General features: G+C 62.6%; 14 protein-coding genes and 1 tRNA gene. 9 read left to right on the forward strand and 6 right to left on the reverse strand.

From position 1 onward, the window contains the following. Positions 1-467 precede the first annotated feature (467 nt). Positions 468-950 (forward strand): hypothetical protein, encoded by a 483-nt coding sequence (locus ACQRAG_RS01295; RefSeq protein WP_427803748.1) that lies wholly within the window; start codon positions 468-470, stop codon positions 948-950. A 1039-nt stretch (positions 951-1989) separates the two neighbouring features. On the opposite strand, the gene ACQRAG_RS01300 is transcribed toward ACQRAG_RS01295, so the two are convergent. From ACQRAG_RS01300 to hslU, 3 genes are all read right to left on the reverse strand, one after another. After that, positions 1990-2076 (reverse strand) — tRNA-Leu (locus tag ACQRAG_RS01300). Between the two features lie 92 nt (positions 2077-2168). Then, complete coding sequence (locus tag ACQRAG_RS01305) at positions 2169-2969, reverse strand: endonuclease (protein WP_168935930.1); 801 nt, start codon at positions 2967-2969, stop codon at positions 2169-2171. A gap of 228 nt (positions 2970-3197) precedes the next feature. Continuing rightward, positions 3198-4508, reverse strand: coding sequence for an ATP-dependent protease ATPase subunit HslU (gene hslU, locus ACQRAG_RS01310; protein WP_168935931.1), 1311 nt, complete (start codon positions 4506-4508; stop codon positions 3198-3200). Positions 4509-4671: 163 nt separating this feature from the next. Here hslU and ACQRAG_RS01315 point away from each other — a divergent pair, with 163 nt between their 5' ends. Beyond that, the gene (locus ACQRAG_RS01315; protein ID WP_204626058.1) at positions 4672-4941 is read left to right on the forward strand and encodes a hypothetical protein; all 270 of its coding nucleotides are present in this window, start codon (positions 4672-4674) and stop codon (positions 4939-4941) included. Between the two features lie 192 nt (positions 4942-5133). Here the strand turns inward: ACQRAG_RS01315 and ACQRAG_RS01320 are convergent, their stop codons facing one another. The 3 genes from ACQRAG_RS01320 to ACQRAG_RS01330 form a co-directional block, all read right to left on the reverse strand. Then, positions 5134-7200 (reverse strand): TRAP transporter permease, encoded by a 2067-nt coding sequence (locus ACQRAG_RS01320; protein ID WP_168935932.1) that lies wholly within the window; start codon positions 7198-7200, stop codon positions 5134-5136. 88 nt (positions 7201-7288) lie between these two features. Continuing rightward, entirely contained in the window at positions 7289-7801 is a 513-nt protein-coding gene (locus tag ACQRAG_RS01325) for a DUF1850 domain-containing protein (protein ID WP_239463912.1), read from the reverse strand. Between the two features lie 41 nt (positions 7802-7842). After that, complete coding sequence (locus tag ACQRAG_RS01330) at positions 7843-8796, reverse strand: TAXI family TRAP transporter solute-binding subunit (RefSeq protein WP_204674880.1); 954 nt, start codon at positions 8794-8796, stop codon at positions 7843-7845. 180 nt (positions 8797-8976) lie between these two features. Here ACQRAG_RS01330 and ACQRAG_RS01335 point away from each other — a divergent pair, with 180 nt between their 5' ends. Genes ACQRAG_RS01335 through ACQRAG_RS01365 form a run of 7 tightly spaced genes read left to right on the forward strand, consistent with a single transcriptional unit; the run spans position 8977 to position 21145 of the window. Continuing rightward, a complete protein-coding gene (locus ACQRAG_RS01335; RefSeq protein WP_204674882.1) occupies positions 8977-9756 on the forward strand; it encodes a glycine zipper domain-containing protein in 780 nt (259 codons plus the stop codon). 57 nt (positions 9757-9813) lie between these two features. Next, complete coding sequence (locus tag ACQRAG_RS01340) at positions 9814-11001, forward strand: S1 family peptidase (RefSeq protein WP_427803749.1); 1188 nt, start codon at positions 9814-9816, stop codon at positions 10999-11001. After that, a complete protein-coding gene (locus ACQRAG_RS01345) occupies positions 10998-12314 on the forward strand; it encodes an SrfA family protein (protein ID WP_337382376.1) in 1317 nt (438 codons plus the stop codon). The genes ACQRAG_RS01340 and ACQRAG_RS01345 overlap by 4 nt, the downstream gene beginning before the upstream one ends. A 2-nt stretch (positions 12315-12316) precedes the next feature. After that, complete coding sequence (locus ACQRAG_RS01350; protein WP_303877513.1) at positions 12317-15439, forward strand: virulence factor SrfB; 3123 nt, start codon at positions 12317-12319, stop codon at positions 15437-15439. 24 nt (positions 15440-15463) lie between these two features. After that, positions 15464-18097 carry a virulence factor SrfC family protein gene (locus ACQRAG_RS01355; protein WP_427803750.1) on the forward strand — a complete coding sequence of 878 codons (2634 nt, stop codon included), beginning with the start codon at positions 15464-15466 and terminating at the stop codon, positions 18095-18097. A gap of 2 nt (positions 18098-18099) precedes the next feature. Beyond that, positions 18100-19203: a sel1 repeat family protein gene (locus tag ACQRAG_RS01360; protein WP_427803751.1), complete on the forward strand. Its 1104-nt coding sequence runs from the start codon at positions 18100-18102 to the stop codon at positions 19201-19203. A 10-nt stretch (positions 19204-19213) separates the two neighbouring features. Next, a complete protein-coding gene (locus tag ACQRAG_RS01365) occupies positions 19214-21145 on the forward strand; it encodes a vWA domain-containing protein (protein ID WP_427803752.1) in 1932 nt (643 codons plus the stop codon). The last annotated feature ends 10 nt before the right edge of the window (positions 21146-21155 follow it).

The following is a 21155-nucleotide window of genomic DNA, read 5'->3' on the forward strand; positions in this document are numbered from 1 at the left end:
GAAACCGTAGCACCGAAACAAAAACTTAGCAAGGGGATACGACAAATAAACAACGTTGTTCAAAACGGGACAAGAGTATCCGCTCACCCCGGAAGTCTGCCCGGATAAGATCCTTCCTTCGTTGCGAATTTGCGCGACAAACAGAAACAACCGGCAAGGCCGACTTCGCGCGGACCTGCCATCTTTCCTTAAAAAAGCATGAGGTGAGCCCTCTTGTGGTCTCCCACGGATAGGCTGCCCGTCCCGCATGCAGAAACAAGTAAGCGGTCCAGGCATGTTCTCTGTAAGACCCGTACCAGAGCGTGAGGGCACGTCCCCAGCGGGCGACCAGCAAGGTCTCGCCTATTTTAGATGTCATATTCATCCGGACAGCCTGCTCCCCAAAAACGCCCCCGGAGACTCTCTTCTGCCTGTTGCCTATCTACCAAGAAACGTTTAGCCTTTTTCAAACTCTTAGGGAGGATCATATGCAGAAAGTCCTGACGCTCACGGCAACCTGTCTCCTGGGTATCCTTCTCTGCGCATCCGCAGCACTGGCTGATGAAGTAACGACCGACCACTTTACGCTGAACCTTCCCTCCGGCTGGACGCAACCCCAGCCTGTGCAGTCTGCCCAGGGCGCGACCATGGCCATCCTCCAGAACGCCGCCGAACAGACCGTCATCACTGTGGCTGTCACGCCTGTCCCGCTTTCCGCCAAAGATCTCGCGATCCAGACCATTGCCAATATGAAGGCTGCCGGTTTCACGACCTCCGAACCTGTGGCTTCCGGCGATTCCTATGTGGGAGAATTCTCCAAAGAGCAGGTCAAGGGCGTCAGCTATTTCAGTGCCAACGGCAAGCTCGGCAGCGTCATCACCATCATGGGCGCTTCCCTCGATGCCGGTAAGAAGATGCTGAAGGACAATCTCAAGCCTGCCGACAGCAAGCTCTTCCCCACTGATTTCTAGCCGCTGCACTCCCCAGCTTTGCACAAACAACGGCCCTCGTCCCGACAGGACGAGGGCCGTTATTTATGTTTGAACACATACCAGATGTTCAAAAAAAGCGGGCTTTCTTTCGCCTTGGTTAAGGTGTTCCACAGGCGGATTTTGAGTCCGTATAAAAATAGTTTTATATCACATAGATAAGAATATCTGCATATCGTTTCTGCGGTATGCGGGCATCCTGCGTCCTTTCAATTTTTCTCCATCGAGCCCTGCCCAAAATGGAAAGGGCTCCCCTCTTTCTCTTTTTCCTGCCTCATTGCCCTTCTCCCTCCCCCAGCCTCGTTGTTCCACCAAAGCTTGCGTGACAATATATCTAATAATCTATATTTAAAAGCTGCTCATCAACTTTCACAAAGGCAGTCCTGCCAGCAGACGGGGCGGCAAAAGGAGGGGGAGATGAAAACGATGTATTGGAAGATCCTGGGTGCAGTAGCCCTGTCAGGGATGCTCTTTGCTCTGCCGGCATGGGCGGAAGAAGCAGGGGACATGCCCCAAACCCAGCCCGCGCAATGTGGCTCCGATCTCTCGTACAGAGATGACGACCCGCTGGCAGGGATCCTGAGTGCGCAGCGTGGCTGCTGCTCGTGGCATGGAGGCGTATCCGGGCAGTGCTATCAGGGGCGCGTCGTGTGCAATGACGGGACGTTGAGTCCGTCATGCCGGTGCCAGTCATCCGAAACGGAATTGCAGACCGCCTCCTAAGCTGGAGTTTACAAGCGGCATACAAAAGCCCCCGCTCCACTACGGAACGGGGGCTTTTTGCGTCTGACACGAGCTTGGGCCTACCTGAAGCCGCTCTTGCAGGTGACTGGCTGGCGAGAGGTCAAAACCGCCCAGACGGAAGGAGGTCTAGTTGAACGTCTCCTTCATCTTGCACTCCGTGCGCCGCAGGGTGCCCGGCCCATCCATTCCCGCAAATGTATGCGCACGGACTTAGGCCTGGAATTTTGGCACAAAAAAAAGGGTTCACGGACGAACCGTAAACCCTTGATCTTTTTTATGGTACCGGGAGCGAGACTCGAACTCGCAAGGTGTTGCCACCGACGGATTTTGAGTCCGTTGCGTTTACCAATTCCACCATCCCGGCATAGCCGCAGGCCAGAAGCCCACAAAGCGTTTAGAGATTACAGGCGATAGGTGCCTTCGTCAAGTTTTTTGCGTCCTGTTGCCTGCATTTCTTCAAAAAATGCCTTCAGCGTCTTCCAGAAAAAACGCTGTCTCCTGCTCCGGCCAAAGGCCCGCAGACAAGCAGGACTCCTTGACGAACCTGTTCTCATTGCCCTGCAGGCGCTCGATGCGGCTTGCCCGACGGCACTCCCAGGCGTCCACGGGATATTGTCGCGCCCAGGCCTGCATGAGCTGCTGTTGCTGACGGCTCAGACGATAATGCTCGCCATAACTGTCAGCCATATACAGGCTGGAGCGTGCGATCTGCCCGCGTGCCCGCTCCGGCGGCTCCACCTTGTTGCCGCTGATCTTCATGGGGCAGGAACCAAAGGCCGAAGGGACGTCAGGCCCCAGCATCTGGAAATTTTTGTTGGAGCGTACCGCATTGACCGAACCTATGGCAGGGTACAGGTTATACATGTCGGCCTGCATGCGACGGTAATCGGCATTGACCTTTTCCGCGCACGCCCGTCCTTTGAAGGCTTTGCCCTTACGATCCACGCAAAGGGCATGACCTTCCCGCCACTCCGGGAATGCCCTGCCGAAATTTTCGGCAGGGACAACGTGCTCCCACTCTACCCGTGAGGAGCGCTTCCGGTGCTTGTCTGCCGTGAATCCCCGCGGCAGCCGGATCTGCTTGTGTTCATCGAAAGCAGCCCCGCAATAGAGCGTCTGACGGTGATCATAGTAAACTTTCTGCTCCAGCAGCCGTTTGGCTTTGGCAAAACTCTCGTTTTGCATATTGCCCGCTGCCCAGCCCTGAGCAGGCAGTACCAGCAGCAATGCCCACAGCAACCACACGATCCTCTTCATGGCGATACCTCGCAAAATGTCCGCATATGGCCTGCCTATGGGGCACGTCCCTTCCAGAAGGTGAAATCTGCAGACAGTTTTTTGAGGCTATATAAGATTATCTATATCTATTTTTCAAGACACCCTCCTCGTAAAAAAAGACCCCGGCAAAATATCAATAAAAAAGGGCCCATCGCGAGCGACGGGCCCTTCCCTGTCCTGCCCCTGCGGGGCAACGGGATCAGATAGTTACAAGATATACTGGCTCAGATCCTGATCTTCCCGGACATCGCGCAGGTGTTCCTGCACATAGGCCCGGTTGACCACGATCTGCGCACCGGGCATGTCCGGCGCGTCAAAAGAGATGTCCGCCAGGATCTTTTCCATGATGGTGTACAGGCGGCGGGCACCGATGTTCTCGCTGGTGGCATTGATCTCTTCCGCAAAAGCGGCGATCTCTTCGATGCCGTCTTCCGAGAACTGCAGGCGAATCTGCTCTGTCCCCAGCAGGGCCGCATACTGCCGCGTCAGGGCATTATGGGGTTCCGTCAGGATGCGCAGGAATTCATCCTTGCCCAGGGCATTGAGTTCCACTCGCAGGGGGAAACGTCCCTGCAGTTCGGGGATCATGTCGGAAGGCTTGCTGAAATGGAAAGCCCCGGCCGCGATGAACAGGATATGATCCGTACGCACCATGCCGTACTTGGTGTTGACCGCCGAGCCTTCCACGATGGGCAGCAGGTCACGCTGCACGCCTTCGCGCGAAATGTCGGACGTGCGGTTCTGGGAAGAGCTGGCGATCTTGTCGATCTCGTCGATGAAGATGATGCCCATCTGCTCCACGCGCTCGCGAGCCTTGTCCACCAGAGCTTCCTGATCCACCAGTTTGCCGGATTCTTCCTGGATCAGCACGTTATAGGCCTCGCGGACCTTCATCTTGCGACGGTTGCGGCGCGGCGGGAAGGCCTTGCTGAACATGTCCCGCACCTGGTTGCCCATCTGTTCCATGCCGGGGATGGCGAACATGTCCATGCCCTGGGCAGGCTGCTCGGTCACTTCGACTTCCACTTCGCGGTCGTCCATGAAGCCAAGGCGGAACTGCTGGCGCAGTTTTTCGCGGGTATCGTTGCGGTCCCCGCCAAAGGAATTGGGCAGCAGCAGATCCAGCAGACGGGACTCCGCGGCAGCTTCGGCAGCGGCCCGGACCCGGGCATTTTCCTCTTCCCGCACAAGGTTGATGCCGATCTCCATAAGATCGCGCACCATGGATTCCACATCGCGGCCCACATAGCCCACTTCCGTGAACTTGGTGGCCTCGACCTTGATGAAGGGAGCTCCGCTCAGCTTTGCCAGACGGCGGGCTATCTCGGTTTTGCCCACACCGGTGGGGCCCATCATGATGATGTTCTTGGGAGCGACCTCATCACGCAGCTCCTCAGGAAGATGCTGACGACGCCAGCGGTTACGGACAGCAACAGCGACCATGCGCTTGGCCTGTTCCTGTCCCACCACAAATTTATCCAGTTCTGCCACGATTTCACGCGGGGTGAGTGTGCTCATTGCATCTCCTGCGCGTCCTTCGACGCTCTATTTTCCAGCCGGCCAGCCAGTGCAGGCGGTCCGACGATTTTTTCCGGCAGTCATGCCTCCTTATATATGAGCATGATTTTTCCTCTGACAATGGCCCCATTGTCGAGAACCTGCTTTTTTCCTATCGTGGCCCATGCACCTTCCCCATATCTTCCATCTTCCTCCCTTACCTCCGGAGCTGGACTGGCTGCCGCCCCTGCTGGGCATAGCCGCCCTCCTCCTGCTCCTGCGCATGGCGGTGCGCGGCGCCTGCCGGTTATGCCTGCTGGGCATCCTGATACTTCTGGCGCTGGCAGCCTTCCCTCACCGGGACCTGACCTTGTTCGCCCTGGGGGGCCTCGCCGTCTGGTGCCTGATGCCGGGACGGGATCCAAAAGAAAAAAGACAAGACGACAGGCATTGAAAAGGAGCTCCCTCTCGGTCGCTTCGGCATTCCAGACGCACCGTACCGGCCTTGTGCTTCCTTCATGGCTGTCTGAGTCATAGCGCATGGCAGCCGTAGCTGTCCTTTCCTTACCTCAACACGATATCGGCAGACGACAACAAAAAAGGCCGGATGAACCGGCCTTTTTTGTTGTCTGCTTTATCGCAGCCCTTATCCAGCAGTCTTGCTCACAGGGCCCGAGGTCAGCATCTTCTGGCTGATGTAGATCACGACCAGCAGGCCGCAACCGATGGCGTCGGTAATGGCACCAGGAGTGATCAGGGTGATGGCGCCCGCCAGCAGGATCAGGCGCTCCCACCAGTAGAGGTTACGCAGCCAGTAACCCACGCTGGCAAAGGACAGGCTGGCGATGCCCAGCGCCGCGGTGGAAGCGTAGAAGAGCACTTCCCAACCGGAGGCACCGATCATCAGCAGGCCGGGGTTGTAACAGAAGATGTAGGGGATCAGGAAGCCGGCCAAAGCCAGCTTGACCGCCATGAAGCCTGTGGCGTTCGGCTCTGATCGCGCGATCCCTGCCGCGGCATAGGCGGCCAGTGCCACAGGGGGCGTCAGGTCGGCCAGGATGCCGAAGTACAGGATGAAGAGGTGCGCCGCCATGGCAGGCACGCCAAAGTGCATGATGGCCGGGGCCGCGATGGTGGCCAGCACGATGTACTTGGCCGTGGTGGGCAGGCCCATGCCCAGAACGATGGAGGCCAGCATGGTCAGCAGCAGGGTCAGGGCAAAGCTGTCGGCCGAGATGGTCAGGATGGCGTTGGCCAGCTTCAGGCCAAGACCGGTCAGGGTCACCACGCCGATGACGAAGCCGGTGCAGGCGCAGGCGGCAGCCACACCCAGGGCCAGACGACCACCGTTTTCCATGGCCTGCAGGACGCCCTTGAGGGACAGGAAGTTGGTCTGGGCCAGAGCGCTCATCACATTTTCATTGCTGTAACGGGCACCATGCCAGGTCTTCCAGTTTTCCGCCACCAGGGAGATGACCACGGTGGTCACGATGCAGTAGTAGGCGGCCTTGAGCGGCGTGTAGCCCTGCATCAGCATGTAGATCAGCACGATGATGGGGATCAGCAGGTAACCGCCCTGACGCAGCACCACCCAGGTGCGGGGCAGGCGTTCCTTGGGGATGCCCTTGAGGCCCAGGCGCTTGGCTTCCATGTGCACCATGAAGCCCACGGCCAGGTAATACAGCAGGGCGGGCACCAGGGCCGCCTTGGCGATCTCCACGTAACCGACGCCCAGGAACTGGGCCATGATGAAGGCCGCAGCCCCCATGATGGGCGGCATGATCTGGCCACCGGTGGACGAGGCGGCTTCCACGGCGCCGGCAAAGGCACCGCGATAGCCCACGCTCTTCATGAGCGGGATGGTGAAGGTACCCGTGGACACCGTATTGGCCACGGAAGAACCGGAAATGGTACCGAAGAAACCACTGGCCAGCACGGCCACCTTGGCGGGGCCGCCCACGTAGCGGCCGGCAGCGGCCAGGGCCAGGTCGATGAAGAACTTGCCCAGACCGGTGCTGTGCAGGAAGGCACCGAACAGGATGAACAGGAAGACGAAGGAGGCCGACACGCCCAGAGGCATGCCGAACAGGCCTTCCGTGGTCAGATACATGTGCGAGACGATACGCTGCACGGAGAAACCGGGGTGCCCCAGCATGCCGGGGATCAGGTTGCCGAACTTGGCGTACAGCAGGAAGACCACGGCCACCAGGGTGATGGGGATGCCCACGATACGGCGGGTCGCCTCCAGCACCAGCAGGATGGACGCACAGCCCATGATGAAGTCCAGCTCGGTGGCCGGACCGGCATCCAGCACAATGATGTCATACTGCCAGACGATGTAGCCGCAGACCACGGCCCCGGCGATGGCCAGGATGGCGTCATACCAGGCCAGCTTGTTCATGTTGCCCGTGGCGCGGGCAGGATACAGCAGATAGATCAGGGTCAGCACAAAGCCCAGATGCACCGCGCGCTGGATCTGGGGCGCAAAGGGCGTCGTGGCGGCCGTGTACAGATGAAAAGCGGAAAAGGCGATACAAAGGATCTTGATAAAAATATCGAGCCACCCCTTGAAGGAGCGGTAAACGGATTCCTTGTCGTACTTGGCAACGATCTCGGAGACGTCCACGGTCTCCTGGATCTTCTCCACAGCACTGGAATCCAGTTTGTGGCCTTCTTCCAGGGCAAATCCCCCTGCCCCTTGTTCATCGATCATATGCATTCTTTTTTCGTGGCTCATCCTCTCATGTCCTGTGTAAGTATGCGGGCGTGTCCTTTCACGCCAAGTCAATGTCCAAAAATTATCAGGGTAAAACGACTGTAAGGGTAATGGCTTGTCCCGGTTCCAGCAGGGAATTCAGCGGGATCTCCTTTTGTCCCCCGCCCTCTTCAGGCAGCAGCAGGGTGTGGTTCGCCACACGTCCCACGCGCACATCAAAGGAAGGCAGGGCCATATGATAGCCGCTGATGACAACTTTTCCGTTTTCCGTATACATCCGCTGTCCCGGGCCCGGCTGATGCGGCAGTCCGGCCCCGAAATCCTGATAAACCGTTTTTTCCAGATAAATGCAGCCCCCGCTGACACTGAACCAGTCCTCCACCGGACTCAGAGCGACGGAATGCCTGTAACGAATGGCAAACTCGCTGCCGTCCGGTGCGGGCCGGCTGAAAAGTTCCCTGCCGCTGCTGTCGCGCAGCACCAGGCGTTGCACGTCCTGCGCCTGCACACTGGAAAAAAGATGCGGCGCAACCCACAGCACGCCTGTCATACAGACCAGCATGACCAGCAAAAAAGCAATGGTATTGCGCCGCATCATCATAAGTCCCGAATCAACTGATTGTTGCCTGAGAACTCAGCCTACTTGATGTCCAGGCCCTTTTCCTTGAAGTACTTGATAGCACCAGGATGGAAGGGGATGGTCACACCGTCAGCGGCGTGTTCCAGAGAGATCTCGGCACCCTTGTTATGAGCCTTGGCCACGTCGGGCAGGTTGTCATACAGGGTCTTGGTCAGGGTGTAGGCCACGTCGTCAGGCATGTTCTTGTTGGCCACCAGGATGCACTGCACGGACAGGGTGGGCACGGCGTCCTTCTGGCCCAGGTAGGTACCGGCCGGGATGGAGTCCTTCACCAGGTAGGGGAACTTCTTGACGATCTCGTCGACCTTCTGGCCGGCCAGGGGCACGAAGACCACTTCCTGAGCGGTGGTGATGTCCTGGATGGCGGGGTTGGGCGTACCGATGGTGAACACGAAGCCGTCCACCTGACGGTCCTTGAACTGGTCGGCAGTTTCACCGTAGGGCAGGAAGATGGGCTCGATGTTCTTGTAATCCAGGCCGTAGAAGCCGAAGATCTGACGGCAGTTCACTTCGTTGCCGCTGCCGCGGGCACCCACGGAGACCTTCTTGCCCTTGAAATCTTCGAGAGCCTTCACGCCGCTGTCCTTGCTGGCCACCACATGCAGGTATTCAGGATACAGGCGGCCGATGACGCGCACGTTGTCCAGCTTGCTGCGGAAGGGAGCCAGGCCGTTGAAGGCGGAGTCGGCGACGTCGTTCTGCACCATGGCGAAGTCCACGTCACCAGCCTGGACCAGACGCATGTTCTCACCGGAAGCACCGGTAGCCTGGGCCGTCACGGAGATGGCGCCGCCGCTCTTATTGGTGATCACCTGGGCAATGGCACCGCCCAGGGGGAAGTACACCCCGGAGGTCCCGCCGGTGGCCAGGGTCAGGCGTTTGGTGTCGGCATTGGCCAGCGAGGCGGCCAGCAGCAGACCAGCGGCCAGGACAAGACTGAGAACTTTTTTCATAAGGCTTCTCCCGAAAAGAGGTTACAGAACGCATCCACTAAAATGGCGTTCTCACTACCATCATTGAGTATACACCAAATATGCAAAAAGGGCAAATCAGCCGTGCCCCGTACCTTCCGTCAGGGCTCGCTATTTGACTTGCTCCCCGGCAAAGGCATATTATGGAAAGAGCGAGACACCATGCATCCAGCCAAGGAGATCCACATGGTCAAGCGTCATCTCAGACTTCTGGTCGTGACAGTGGCGTGCATCGCCCTGCTCGGCGGCTGCGCCAGCAAATACGGCGCGCAGACGACACAAGTCAACTATTATCCCCAGTGCTACTCCCCCGTGGCCCAGCTGCGGGCCGATGAAGACAGGGTCACCAACAGCACGGCGGGAGGCGCCGCGGGCGGCGCCCTGCTGGGTGCCCTCATCGGCGGCCTGGCCACCGGCAAGGTGGAAGGCGCCCTGGCTGGTGCCGTGGCCGGTGGTGCGGCTGGCGCCGTGGGCGGGAACATCTACGGCAAGTCCCAGCAGCGGGAGAACGACCGCAGGCTGCTGGCCAGCTATGCCGCCCAACTGGGCGAGGACAGCGCAGGCATGGATCGCGCCACTGCCGCCGCCCGTCTTTCGGCCCGCTGCTATGACGAACAGTTCAAGAAGGCCGCGGCCCAGTACAAGGCCGGGGCCATCACCCGGCAGGATTTCCAGGACCGCTACATGGAGATCCGCAGCGGTCTCGAAGAAACGTCCCGCATCCTGAAGCTCACCTCCGACCATGTCATCGAGCGTGATGCCGAATACCAGAAGACCCTGGCCCAGGCTCAGGCCAAGGGGCAGGTCTCCCAACGCCAGCAGGCCCCCCGCAAGGAAAAGAAGGCCTGGAACAATTCCCGCCGCGAGCTGGAAAGTACCCGCCAGGACGTGGACATGCGTCTGGCCACGTACGAGCAGACCGTCAACAATCTGATGCTGTAACAGCAGGGCGCGCTTCTTTCCCACGAGAAGTGCGCCCTTTTTTCGGAGCATACCCCCATGGCTGACGATCCCGGCAAAAACACCGCTGATGTCCCCCGTCCCGATACCGCCGACACCGCACACACCGCCGGCGGTGGAGATCCCTCCGGCAATCCGGACGCCCCCCGGGGCGCCCCGGTCCCTGTTCCCTGGTACCGCCGTCCCCTGTTCTGGGGCATCGTGCTGTTCCTGCTGGTCCTGGCCCTGCTCGGCTGGCTGTTCTGGAAGCAATGGCAGGCCGCCGAAGCGGAAAAACAGGCCCAGGAAGCCGCCCTGAACGCCCAGCTGGCCCAAAATGCCGAGATGGACGCCTATCTGGCCCAGCTGCGGGCCCTGCTCAAGGAAGAGCCCTGCGTCATCAAGGAAAAACTGGCGCAGCTGCCGCCCCCTCCTGACGCCGTCCCCGGCGTTGTGCCCGGCGGCCGCTCCGGCGAGCCCCTGCAGATCCCGTCCGATGTGACGCCCCAAAGCACGCCGGTCACGCCGCAAAAGGCCCCTGCCCGTCCCGGCAGCATGGCCCAGCTGCTGGAACAGGGCACTGTCCTCGTGCTGGCCCGGCAGCCGCAGGGCCTGTCCATGGGATCCGGCTTTTTTATCTCCCGCCGCCATGTGCTGAGCAATGCCCATGTGGTGGGCAATGCCGGCCAGGCCTTCCTCATCAACAAGGCCACAGGCGGTGTCCTGCAGGCCACCGTGCGACATCGCAGCGCGGATGGCGGCCGGGACTTCGCCCTGTTGGAGCTGCCTGCCGATGCGGCCATCACGCCGCTGGAATTCGCCCCCGGTGTGGAACGTACCCAGCGTGTCAGCGCCTGGGGCTTCCCCGGCGCCGTGACCAACGACGATCCCAAATTCATGGCCCTGCTGCAGGGCAACGATTCCGCCGTGCCCGAGGTGGTGTATACGGAAGGCGTGGTCAGCGTCATCCTGGAACGCACCCCCCCGCTGGTCGTGCATACGGCCACGGTCTCGCAAGGCAACAGCGGCGGCCCTCTGGTCAATGAACAGGGCCAGGTGGTGGGCATCAATACCTTCATCAAACTCGATGATGCCTCCTACCGCCAGTCCAGCATCGCCATCGTGGGCAGCAGCATCACCGCCTATTTGCGGGAGATCGGCATCGGATTCTCCCAGGCCACGGCAACGCCTGCCGCCGCTCAGGCACAAGACGAAAAGGCCGATGGCCAGAAAGGGGTGAGACCATGAGCGTTTTCCTGCTTACCAGCCAGCGCAACGCCATGCGCGCCCTGGCCAGCCAGGGCATCTTCGCCACAGACTGCCACGCCCAGGTCTGCAGCATCATCGCCCAGCACCTGAGCCCGGCCCATGCGGCCCTCATCGCCGAGCCCCAGCACGATCCCGGCCAACAGCGCATCGACTGGTACGCCGGCGTGAACGGGACCGCCACCCCGGTGAGCGCGCTCCCTGCCGAAGAGGCGGAGCGCCTGCGGGCCCGCGCCGGTGAACTGGCCCGGGACATCCTGCAGCTGTCGGAACAATGGGGAAAGGACGCCCAAAGCCGCGAGGCCCTTGCCGGCCAGATGCTCGCCCTGGTCCTGCAACACCCCCATGAAGACGATCTCTGGTCCGTGGACGGCCAGCCCGTCCTGGTGAACTGGGGCTTTGCTCCGGGAGCCGTCGGCGCCATGCCCCAGGATCTCAGCCGTATGGGCGGCGCCATCCCCGTGGCAGCCGCGGCGGCCCCCGTGGCTGCGGCTGCCGTGCCTGTGGCCGCTGCCGGCAGCGGCTGCCTTGGCTGGCTGCTGCCGCTCCTGCTGGCCCTGCTCCTGCTCTGGCTGCTGCTGGCGGCCCTGGGCATCCTGCCCTCTCCCCTGCCCGCATCCTGCCTCAAACCGGCAGTCGATCCCCGTCTCGATCAGGCCACCCAGGCAGCGGAAAAGCAGCGTAACGAGCTGGAAGAGCTGCTGCGCCAGCTGCGGGAAAAAGCCCTGCTCTGCAAACCGCCGCAGCCCAAGCCGGAACCGAAGCCGGAGCCGCCAAAGCCCGATCCTGAAGTGGTCACGCCCCAGCTGGTGCCTGACAAACCTATCGAGCCTGCGCCCGAGCCCAAGCCGGAACCAAAGCCCAAGCCTGAGCCCAAACCGGAACCCAAGCCCGAACCGAAGCCCAAGCCCCGCAAGAACGAGGATCTGAACATCCCCGCCGATGCGGCCAAAAAGAACGACCTGAGCTTCCTGGAAGGCTGCTGGCAGAGCGATACGGGCCTGTTCTCGCATCCGTCCAATACGCCCATCATCGCCGAGTACTGCTTCGACAAGAAAGGCCAGGGACGGCGCTTCGTGCGCGAAGAGAACGGCCAGGTCTGCAGCGGCCCGGCCACGGCCAAGTTCGAGGGCAACCGCCTTGTCTGGCGGGCCGGGTCGGCCCCCTGCCCCAAGGGCAACCAGTATGTGCCCCAGCAGGTACAGTGCACCGGCAACGACAAGAGCACCCGCTGCCAGGGCGTGGAACAGAGCAAGCGCAACCTGCGCTGGAAAGCTGACTTCAAGAGGAAATAAGCATGGATGCCATTCCCCACTACCTTTCGCCCGTGAGCATCATCCCCGGCGGATGTCCCCAGTTCCTGGACTTTGCCCTGCCGCTGGAAGCCCTGGGCAAGCACGTCCGCTATTTCTATGAAGAGCTCAAGGGAGAAGGCAGCGGCGGCCGCTATACGCATTTCCTCCACTGTCTGGAGAACCGCGACAACGTCTTCACCGACCAGCTGACCGGCAAGGAATACACGGGGGACACCTATTCCATGCAGGCCGCCAAAGAGCTCAAGACATGGGACGGCCAGTGGCTGCCCGTGCCCTTCCTGCGCACGCTGGAACAGTGCTGGCCCGACGGCGGCAAATGCTTCGAATGCGGCCCCTCCAACTGGGCCCGGGCCCGGGTCATGCCTTCCAGCAAGGACCCGAACATGCTGCGCGTGGTCATCATCTTCGACACCACCGTGGAAGAGCGCCCCGCCGGCGAGGACCGCTATCACGCCCTGTCTCCCCAGGATGTCAGCGCCCACGGGCACTTCATGCTGGCCCACCATGTGCGGGACAATTCCTGGTTCCTCAACGAGGCCTGGGTGGACCAGTGGCTGCTGGAACTATACACGGCACGCAACCAGGGCAAGCGCCGCGGCGCGGCCTGGGGCGAGGAAGACCCCTATGTGCTCAAGCATCTGGCCAGCTATCTCACCTGGCTGGACATCGTGCGTCTGGCCGTCAAGGACGTGGCCGTGCAGGTCATCAACCCTGCCCGGGACACGCCGGTGGACGTGGACCTGATCCTGGACATCGGCAATTCCCGCACCACGGGCATCCTGGTGGAAACACCGCCCCAGTGCAGCACCGACCTCAACCAGAGCTACGTGCTGCGCCTGCGCGATTTGAGCCAGCCCGATCTGGAATACGCCGATCCGTTCGAGACCCGGGTGGAATTCGTGGACGCCACCTTCGGCAACGATACCCTGAGCCGCCGCTCCGGCCGCCAGACCCCGGCCTTTGCCTGGCCCTCGGCCGTGCGCATCGGTCCCGAGGCGGCACGTCTGGCCACGCAGGCCGTCTGCGCGGAAGGCACCACCGGCATGTCCAGCCCCAAGCGCTACCTGTGGGACGAGCGTCCGTGGCAGCAGACCTGGCGCTACAACACCAGCGGCAACACCGAGCCCATGGTCAACCGCGGCTTGTTCGCCCGCCAGCTCAATCCGCAGGGCACGCCGCTCTCCTGCTTTGACGATCCCCTGTTCCGCCGCAGCCCTTCCCTGAAGAAGCAGCAGCCCGAACCGGTGTTCGAGTCCCTGTTCACGCGCTCCTCGCTGATGATGTTCATGCTGGGCGAGATCCTCACCCAGACGCTCATCACCATCAATTCGCCCGCCACCCGTGCCCGGGGACGGCTGCCCAACCTGCCCCGGCGTCTGCGCCGCCTCATCTTCACCGTACCCACGGCCATGCCCGTGGCGGAAAAACGCATCTTCCGGCGGTGGGTGCTCTGGGCCGTCAAGGTCATCTGGGAAGGCCTCGGCTGGTCGGAGTGGTATGTGCCGCCGCAGCAGCAGAACAGAATCCGGTCCGGGGATTACCGCACCAGCCCGCTGGTGCGCTGTGACTGGGACGAGGCCAGCTGCTCCCAGCTGGTGCTGCTCTACAACGAGCTTACCGTCAAACAGCACGGGGACGCCCACCACCTGTTCCGCCTGATGGGCAAAAAGCGCGCCCGCTACAGCGATCATCCCTGCGTGCGCATCGCGTCCATCGACATCGGCGGCGGCACCACGGACCTGTCCATCACCACCTACGAGCTGGCCAGCGGCGAGGGCGACACGGCCCGCATCGTGCCGCATACCGAGTTCCGCGACGGCTTCAACATCGCCGGTGACGAAGTGGCCCGCGAAGTGGTGCTCCAGCACGTCATCCCGGCCGTTTCCGATGCCCTGCAGGCCCGGGGCGTCCAGGAGCCGCGCCTGCTGCTGGCCCAGCTTTTCGGCCGCGATACCATCGGCATGTCGCAGGAGCAGCGCAACACCCGTATCCGCCTGGTACGGCAGGTGGCCCTGCCTGTGGCCCTGGGTTTGCTGCGCGTGTGCGAGCAGGACAGCGACGTCCATCTGGACCAGACCTGCACCCTGGGGGACTTTTTCGAGCCTGCCGTGGGCGACGCCCCGGCAAACGGCCGGACCGGGGAAGAAGAGGCCCCGGCGGAGAACGGCACGTTCCGCCCCGCCATCCTGGCCCTGCGCCCGCAGCAGTCCACCCTGGATGCCGTGACGGCCCTGGTGCGCGACACGGTGCCCGGTCTGGATGACTTTTCCATCATGGATGTGCCCATCACGGTCAGCCCGCAAAAACTCCAGGCCACCATCCAGCGGACCCTGGCCCCCACGCTCTCGGCCCTCTGCGAGCTGGTGCACCTGTACGATACCGACATGCTGCTGCTGACGGGCCGCCCCAGCGCCTGGAAGGTGGTCGCCTCCACGGTCATGGCCAAGCTGCCCGTGCCGCCGGACCGCATCATCCCCATGCGCCGCTATCATGTGGGCAGCTGGTATCCTTTCCCCGATACGCTGGGCCGCATCCAGGACCCCAAGACCACCGTGGTCGTGGGCGCCATCCTCTGCGCCCTGGCCGAAGGGCATATCGAAGGCTTCTCCTTCGATTCCAACGCGCTGCGTCTGACCTCCACCGCCCGCTATATCGGCGAGCTGGACATCAATACCCAATTGCGCGCCCCCAAGGTCTGGTTCAAGGTGGATGTGGACGCCAAAAGCGGTGTGGAGCTGAACCGCACCGTGGCCTTCAACGGCCAGCTCGGCATCGGCTACCGCCAGCTGGGGGCCGAACGCTGGCCCGCCACCCGCTACCACCTGCTGACCTTCGCCAGTGAAGACGCCCGCGCCCGCGCCTCGGGCCGTCTGCCCTACAAGGTGGACGTCACCCTCAACGTGGCCGAGATGCTGGACGATGAGGACATGCCCGTCAGCAACGGCGAGCGGGAAGAACGCAGCGAAGGGGAATTCAGCATCACCGCCATCACGGACAATGCCGGCAACTTCGTCTCGCCCCGGGATCTGGAGATCCGTCTGCAGACCCTGCCCACGGACGAAGGCTACTGGCTGGATACCGGCGTCGTGAACGCCGCCAACTAGCGACGGACAGACAGGAGCATCATCATGCAGGAACAAGACATTCAGCTGGCAGCGCGCTGTGCCCGTCTGGCGGAACAGTCGCGCCATGCCGCCACCTGGCTGGCCGACAATCGCGAGACCGTGGGCAGCGAATGCACCACGCTGCAAAAAGAGATGCGCCGGGCCGCCCGCTTTTTCGGCAAGTGCGAACAGGCCGCCCGCCGCAAGATGTGTGTGGGCGTCTTCGGCCCCAGCCAGTCCGGCAAATCCTACCTCATCTCGGCTCTGGCCCGCGACAGCCGCGGCGATCTGCTGGCGGACTTCTGCGGCCGGACGTCGGATTTCATCACCGAGATCAATCCCGAAGGCGGCAAGGAATCCACCGGGCTGGTGACCCGCTTCACCACCACGCCGCCCCAAGGGCTGACGCCGGACTTCCCCATCCGGCTGCGCCTGCTCTCCGAGATGGACGTGGTCCGCGTGCTGGCCAATACCTATTATGCCGACTGCGAACACAAGCAGATGCCCGATGCCGACGCCATGCGCTCCGCCCTCGAGCGCCTGACCCAGACGGCCCGCCAGTCTTCGCCCGGCGCCAGCAGCGTCACCGCCGATGACGTGGAAGACCTGCGCGAATACCTCAACCGCAACTTCCTCTCCAAGCCGCGCGTCCAGATGCTGCAACAGGGGTACTGGGCACAGGCCGTCAGCCTGGCCCCCCTGCTGCCCCTGAGCTACCGGGCGGAACTTTTCGGCATCATCTGGAACAACCAGCCCAAATTCCAGCAGCTCTTCCTCGAGCTCTGCCAGGCGCTGGAGGCCCTGGGCAACCCGGCCGAGGCCGACTGCCCGCTGGAGGCCCTGCTGCCGCGCCAGACCAGCATCATCGACGTGGCCCTGCTGGCCGGGCTGGGGACCAACAGTGCGGAAGACCGCCTGACCCTGCTGGGCAAGGACGGACGCAAGGCCGCCCTGCCCCGTGCCGTGGTTACTGCCCTGACGGCGGAGATTACCATCTTCATGCGGGAACAGCCGGACGACTTCTTCTCCTACACGGACCTGCTGGACTTTCCGGGCTATCGCTCCCGCCTCAAGATCCTGGACCTGGACAAGGAGCTGGAACGCGAAGGCGCGCTGCAGAACCTTTTCCTGCGCGGCAAGGTGGCCTATCTTTTCGAGCGCTATTGCGAAGAGCACGAACTGACCAGCATGCTGCTCTGCATCGGCCCCGGCAACCAGGAGGTGCAGGATCTGCCCCGCGCCGTGTACGACTGGATCTGCTCCACCCACGGCGAGAACCCGGCCCATCGTGCCGGCAAGGTGCCCTCACTGTTCTTCGTGCTCACCAAGATGGATATGGAGTTCGAGAAAAAAGCCGGTTCGCCTTCCGTGGAACAGCGCTGGAACACGCGCCTTCAGTCCTCCCTGCTGGACTTTTTCGGCAAGCAGCATGACTGGCCCACCAACTGGGACGGCGCGCATCCCTTCCGCAACATCTTCCTGCTGCGCAACCCCAATTTCCGTTGCGAGGCCATCTTCACCTTCGATGCCCAGGGCAACGAGAGCGGCGTCCGTCCCGACCAGATTGCCTATGTGGAAGAAGTGCGCCGGGCTTTTGTGGATTCGCCGCTGGTGCGTCGCCATGTGGACGACCCCGAAGCCGTCTGGCAGGCGGCCATGACGCTCAATGACGGCGGTATCAGCCTGCTGCGCCAGCGTCTGCACCCCCTCTGCAATCCCGAGCTCAAGCGGCATCAGATCGGTGTGGGGCTGGACGAACAGGCCGAACGCGTCCTGACGGCGCTGGGCGTCTACTACCAGAGCGACGACCGCGAGGAACTGCGCCGCCAGAAAGAGACCCTGGCCCGCAATCTGGCCGTTTTGCTGGCCCGCGTGGCCCAAAGCCAGACTTTTGGCGAGATGCTCCACCGCCTGCAGGTCAGCGATCACGATCTGTACGCCCTGTGTGCGCAGGTCACCTCCGCCATGCCTGAAGCGGAAAACGGCGGGGCCGCGCCTGCCTCCATCGGTGTACGCGTCTCGCAACAGGACATTTTGGACGACCTTTTCGGTGATGAAGCCCCTGTGGCCACCGAGATGCCCGGCACAGCACCCGTCACAGGCAAGGACAGCGCGGCCGAACTGGCCGAAGCCGTGTTCGATGCCTGGGTGGAACAGGTCCGCCAGTTCGCGGCCGATGCGGAGACGCGCACCTTCTTTGCCATGCCCGCGCGCGAGCTGGACCAGTTCTGCCATGAGCTGCTGCTCTCGGCCCAGCGCTGCCGGGTGCGCCAGCAGATGGAAGAGGATCTGCGTGCCTGCTCCGCCTACAGCAACCTCGAACGGGAGCGCCTGCTCTGGAAACAGGCCAGTCTGGCCGCCGACGCCATCAACGCCTTCGTGGACTGGCTGGGCTTCGACCCGCGCCATCACAGCGAGCAGGAACGCACCATCATCTTCCGGGACAAGCCCGTGGTCCTTTTCCCGGCCGTCAGCGATCCCGTGGGCGAACCGCTCATCGGTGAAGTGGAAGCGCCCTACGACCGGCAGTGGTATACCGACTGGCTGCGCGCCCTGATGCACGGCATCACCGCCAACGTGGACTTCGACGGCCAGCAGATCCGCAACCCCCAACAGAACAAACGCCTGTATGACATCCTGCAGGCATTCAAAGGATAACGATGAAAGCCATCATTGCCCCCGATGCCGCGCGCACGCCCGGCGTGGCCATCATCTGCGTGTACGATGCCCCCGGTGCGGGCCCGACCGATGTGGCCATCTATTCGGGCGACGGCAAATACCTGTCCGCTTCCGGCTGGCAGGAAAGCCGCGTCTCCCTGCCCGTGGACGCCCATGATGATGACAGCGGCTGCCTCCGCCTGCAGGTAGGTGCCGCCGTGGTGGACAATCTGGACAAGCTGGAACGCTATCTGTTCATGGCCGGTGACCAGAAGTGCGTCCTCCAGATCCAGGATCTCGTCTATTCCCGCATGCAGGGCGGGGACGGCATGGGACATGCGGCTTCCCCTGCAGCCGCGCCCGCGTCGCAGCCCGTGCTGCTCCCCGATCCAGAGCCGGAACCGGCCCCCATGCCAGCACCGGCCCCCGATCCCGAACCGGAAGCGGAGCCTTCGCAGCTGCTCGCCGGAGCGCCGCTGGAAATGGATCAGCCCGCCGCGGAGACGGCGAAAGAAAAAAAATCCTCCGGCAGTCTGCTCTGGATCACCCTGGGCCTCGTCCTGCTGGCCCTGGCCGCTGCCGCGGTCTGGTGGTTCTTCCTGCGGGCCACGCCCCCGCCGCCTCCGCCCATGGCGCCACAAACTCCGGCGACCCGGCAGGAGGCGGCAGCGCCCCAGCAGACGGCACCGGCCGGGACGGAGAAAGCTCCGGCGGCTCCTGCCGCGGTGGCGCCGTTGCAGCAGGCCCGCGAACATCTGCGCGGCACGGCTGATCCCGCCACCAGCCTGGAGCTGGCCCGCCCCCTGCGTACGCCCCAGGCCGGCAACGATGAGAGCGACGCGGCCTTCCTGCTGCTGGAAGACGCTGCCCAGAAAGGCAATGCCGAAGCCATGTTTTTGGTGGGCCAGTTCTATGATCCGCAGTCGAAGCTGCCGCGCGGCAGCATCCCCGCGGACATGAGCCAGGCGAAACACTGGTATGACAATGCCAAGAGCAAGGGCTATGCGGAAGCGGACAAGGCGCTGGCGGCCCTGCGCCGTCATGTGGAAGGCGAGGCCGCCAAGGGCAACGCCGAGGCCTCGCTCCTGCTGCGCGAGTGGAAATAAGGAGAAGATCATGCCCAGAACCTGCATCCGCTTTTTTGCGCTCCTGCTGCTCCTGCTGGTGGCCGTGCCTGCCCTGCAGGCGGCCCCCCTGTTGCAGGAAGGCAAGAAGACCCTGTACCAGCGCGTGGTCTCCCACCCCGGCGCCATGCCCCTGAAAGAAGCCCGCGACGGCGCTCCGGCCGCGCGTGAGGCCCTGGTGCCCTTTACCGTGCTCTATGTCTACGCCCGTCAGGGCGACTGGCTGCAGGTGGGCCTTGATACCCGCGCGCCGCTGGGCTGGCTGAAAAAGGATCAGGCCACGGACTGGAACCAGTCCCTGACCCTGCTGTTCACCCCGCGTACCGGCCGTGATCCCGTGCTCTTCTTCAAAACGGAAAAAGATCTGAAAGGCCTGTGCGAAGCTGCCGACATGGAAAAGCAGCTGGACAGCCTTGTGGCGGCCGCAGCCGGCGGCAAGGATACGGCCGGCCTGCCCATCCTGGCTTCGGAACCGGCGGAGCAGAAAGGGGCCGTGGCCCAGAAGCGCTTCTACCTTATGCCCATTCTTGGCATGAACCGGGCCTTTGAAGGCGTGAACCTGCTGCAGGTGGCCTCCATCGATCCCGGCAGCAGCCAGTCCGGCGCAGTGGCCGGGCCGCCCAAGACCGGCATCGCCCTGGTCATGGACACGTCCATCTCCATGAAGCCCTATATCGACCAGAGCCGCGACATCATCCGCCAGCTCTATGACCGTCTGGAAAAGGACAAGATGACCGACAATGTGGGCTTTGCCGTGGTGGCCTTCCGCAGCAGTACGGAAAAGACCCCCAAGCTGGGCTACACCTCGCAGGTCATCAGCGATTTTGCCACGGCCAAGGACCGCAAGGCTCTGGAAAGCCGCCTGGCCAAAGTGGAACAGGCGACCGTCTCCAGCCATGATTTCAACGAGGACTCGCTGGCCGGGATCTATACGGCCATCGATTCCCTCAACTGGGGCCCCTATTCCACCCGCCTGATCCTGCTGGTCACGGATGCCGGGCCCCTGCGCGGCGATGACCCGTACGCCTCGCAGCGTCTCGGCGCTGCGGAGATGAACGACCTTGCCCGTCAGAAAGGCATCTGGATCACCACCATGCACGTCAAGACGCCCGGCGGCAGCAAGAACCACGCCTATGCCGAGCAGGCCTACCGGGCCCTGAGCCGCCTTTCCGGCGCTCAGGCCAACTATCAGGCCGTCAACGCCTCCAGCCACAAGGAGGCCGCCCGCCAGTTCGGCATCGTGACGAAGATCCTGACCACCTCCATGGTGGACATGGTCAAGAACACGGCCAGCGGCAAGATCATGACCCGTCCCAAGGACGAGGCCGTGCCCGCCACCGAGGAAGCCCAGGCCCGCCAGCTGGCGGAACGGCTGGGCTACGCCATGCAGCTGGACTATCTGGGCCGCAAGAACGAGAACCGTGCCCCGTCCGTGGTGGATTCCTGGATCGCGGACATGGACCTCAAGCGTCTGGCCCAGGGCCGTCAGGTACCCAGCGTGGAAGTGGCCGTGCTGCTGACCAAGAACCAGCTCAGCGACCTCAGCACCCAGCTGAAGAACATCATCGACAACGCCGAACGGACTAAAAAGACCGATTCGCGCGACTTCTTCCAGGGCATCCTGTCCGCCTCGGCCCGCATGGCCCGCGATCCCAACATGCCCACCCAGGGCAAGAGCCTTGCCGAGCTGGGCGTGCTGGCCGAATTCCTGGACGGCCTGCCCTACAAGAGCGACATCATGCTGCTGCGTGAAGAAGACTGGTACCGCATGAGCATCGGCGAGCAAACGGCCTTCATCAACCGCCTCAAGTCCCGGCTGGCCCGCTACGAAGAATACGATCGCGACCGGGAAAACTGGGAAAGTTTCGGACAGAGCAACGCCGGGGACTGGGTCTACCGCGTGCCGCTGTCCATGTTGCCGTAAGCCGGGGGAA

Origin of the sequence: Desulfovibrio sp. SGI.230, assembly GCF_050313065.1 — a bacterium.
GTDB lineage: Bacteria > Desulfobacterota > Desulfovibrionia > Desulfovibrionales > Desulfovibrionaceae > Desulfovibrio.

What these genes read in the sequence shown, in the direction of transcription:
- ACQRAG_RS01315 (WP_204626058.1), top strand. Translation starts at nt 4,672, where the DNA reads ATGCACCTTCCCCATATCTTCCATCTTCCTCCCTTACCTCCGGAGCTG.
- ACQRAG_RS01350 (WP_303877513.1), top strand. Translation starts at nt 12,317, where the DNA reads ATGGATGCCATTCCCCACTACCTTTCGCCCGTGAGCATCATCCCCGGC.
- hslU (WP_168935931.1), bottom strand. Translation starts at nt 4,508, where the DNA reads ATGAGCACACTCACCCCGCGTGAAATCGTGGCAGAACTGGATAAATTT.
- ACQRAG_RS01325 (WP_239463912.1), bottom strand. Translation starts at nt 7,801, where the DNA reads ATGATGCGGCGCAATACCATTGCTTTTTTGCTGGTCATGCTGGTCTGT.
- ACQRAG_RS01305 (WP_168935930.1), bottom strand. Translation starts at nt 2,969, where the DNA reads ATGAAGAGGATCGTGTGGTTGCTGTGGGCATTGCTGCTGGTACTGCCT.
- ACQRAG_RS01330 (WP_204674880.1), bottom strand. Translation starts at nt 8,796, where the DNA reads ATGAAAAAAGTTCTCAGTCTTGTCCTGGCCGCTGGTCTGCTGCTGGCC.
- ACQRAG_RS01295 (WP_427803748.1), top strand. Translation starts at nt 468, where the DNA reads ATGCAGAAAGTCCTGACGCTCACGGCAACCTGTCTCCTGGGTATCCTT.
- ACQRAG_RS01345 (WP_337382376.1), top strand. Translation starts at nt 10,998, where the DNA reads ATGAGCGTTTTCCTGCTTACCAGCCAGCGCAACGCCATGCGCGCCCTG.
- ACQRAG_RS01340 (WP_427803749.1), top strand. Translation starts at nt 9,814, where the DNA reads ATGGCTGACGATCCCGGCAAAAACACCGCTGATGTCCCCCGTCCCGAT.
- ACQRAG_RS01365 (WP_427803752.1), top strand. Translation starts at nt 19,214, where the DNA reads ATGCCCAGAACCTGCATCCGCTTTTTTGCGCTCCTGCTGCTCCTGCTG.
- ACQRAG_RS01360 (WP_427803751.1), top strand. Translation starts at nt 18,100, where the DNA reads ATGAAAGCCATCATTGCCCCCGATGCCGCGCGCACGCCCGGCGTGGCC.
- ACQRAG_RS01355 (WP_427803750.1), top strand. Translation starts at nt 15,464, where the DNA reads ATGCAGGAACAAGACATTCAGCTGGCAGCGCGCTGTGCCCGTCTGGCG.
- ACQRAG_RS01320 (WP_168935932.1), bottom strand. Translation starts at nt 7,200, where the DNA reads ATGATCGATGAACAAGGGGCAGGGGGATTTGCCCTGGAAGAAGGCCAC.
- ACQRAG_RS01335 (WP_204674882.1), top strand. Translation starts at nt 8,977, where the DNA reads ATGCATCCAGCCAAGGAGATCCACATGGTCAAGCGTCATCTCAGACTT.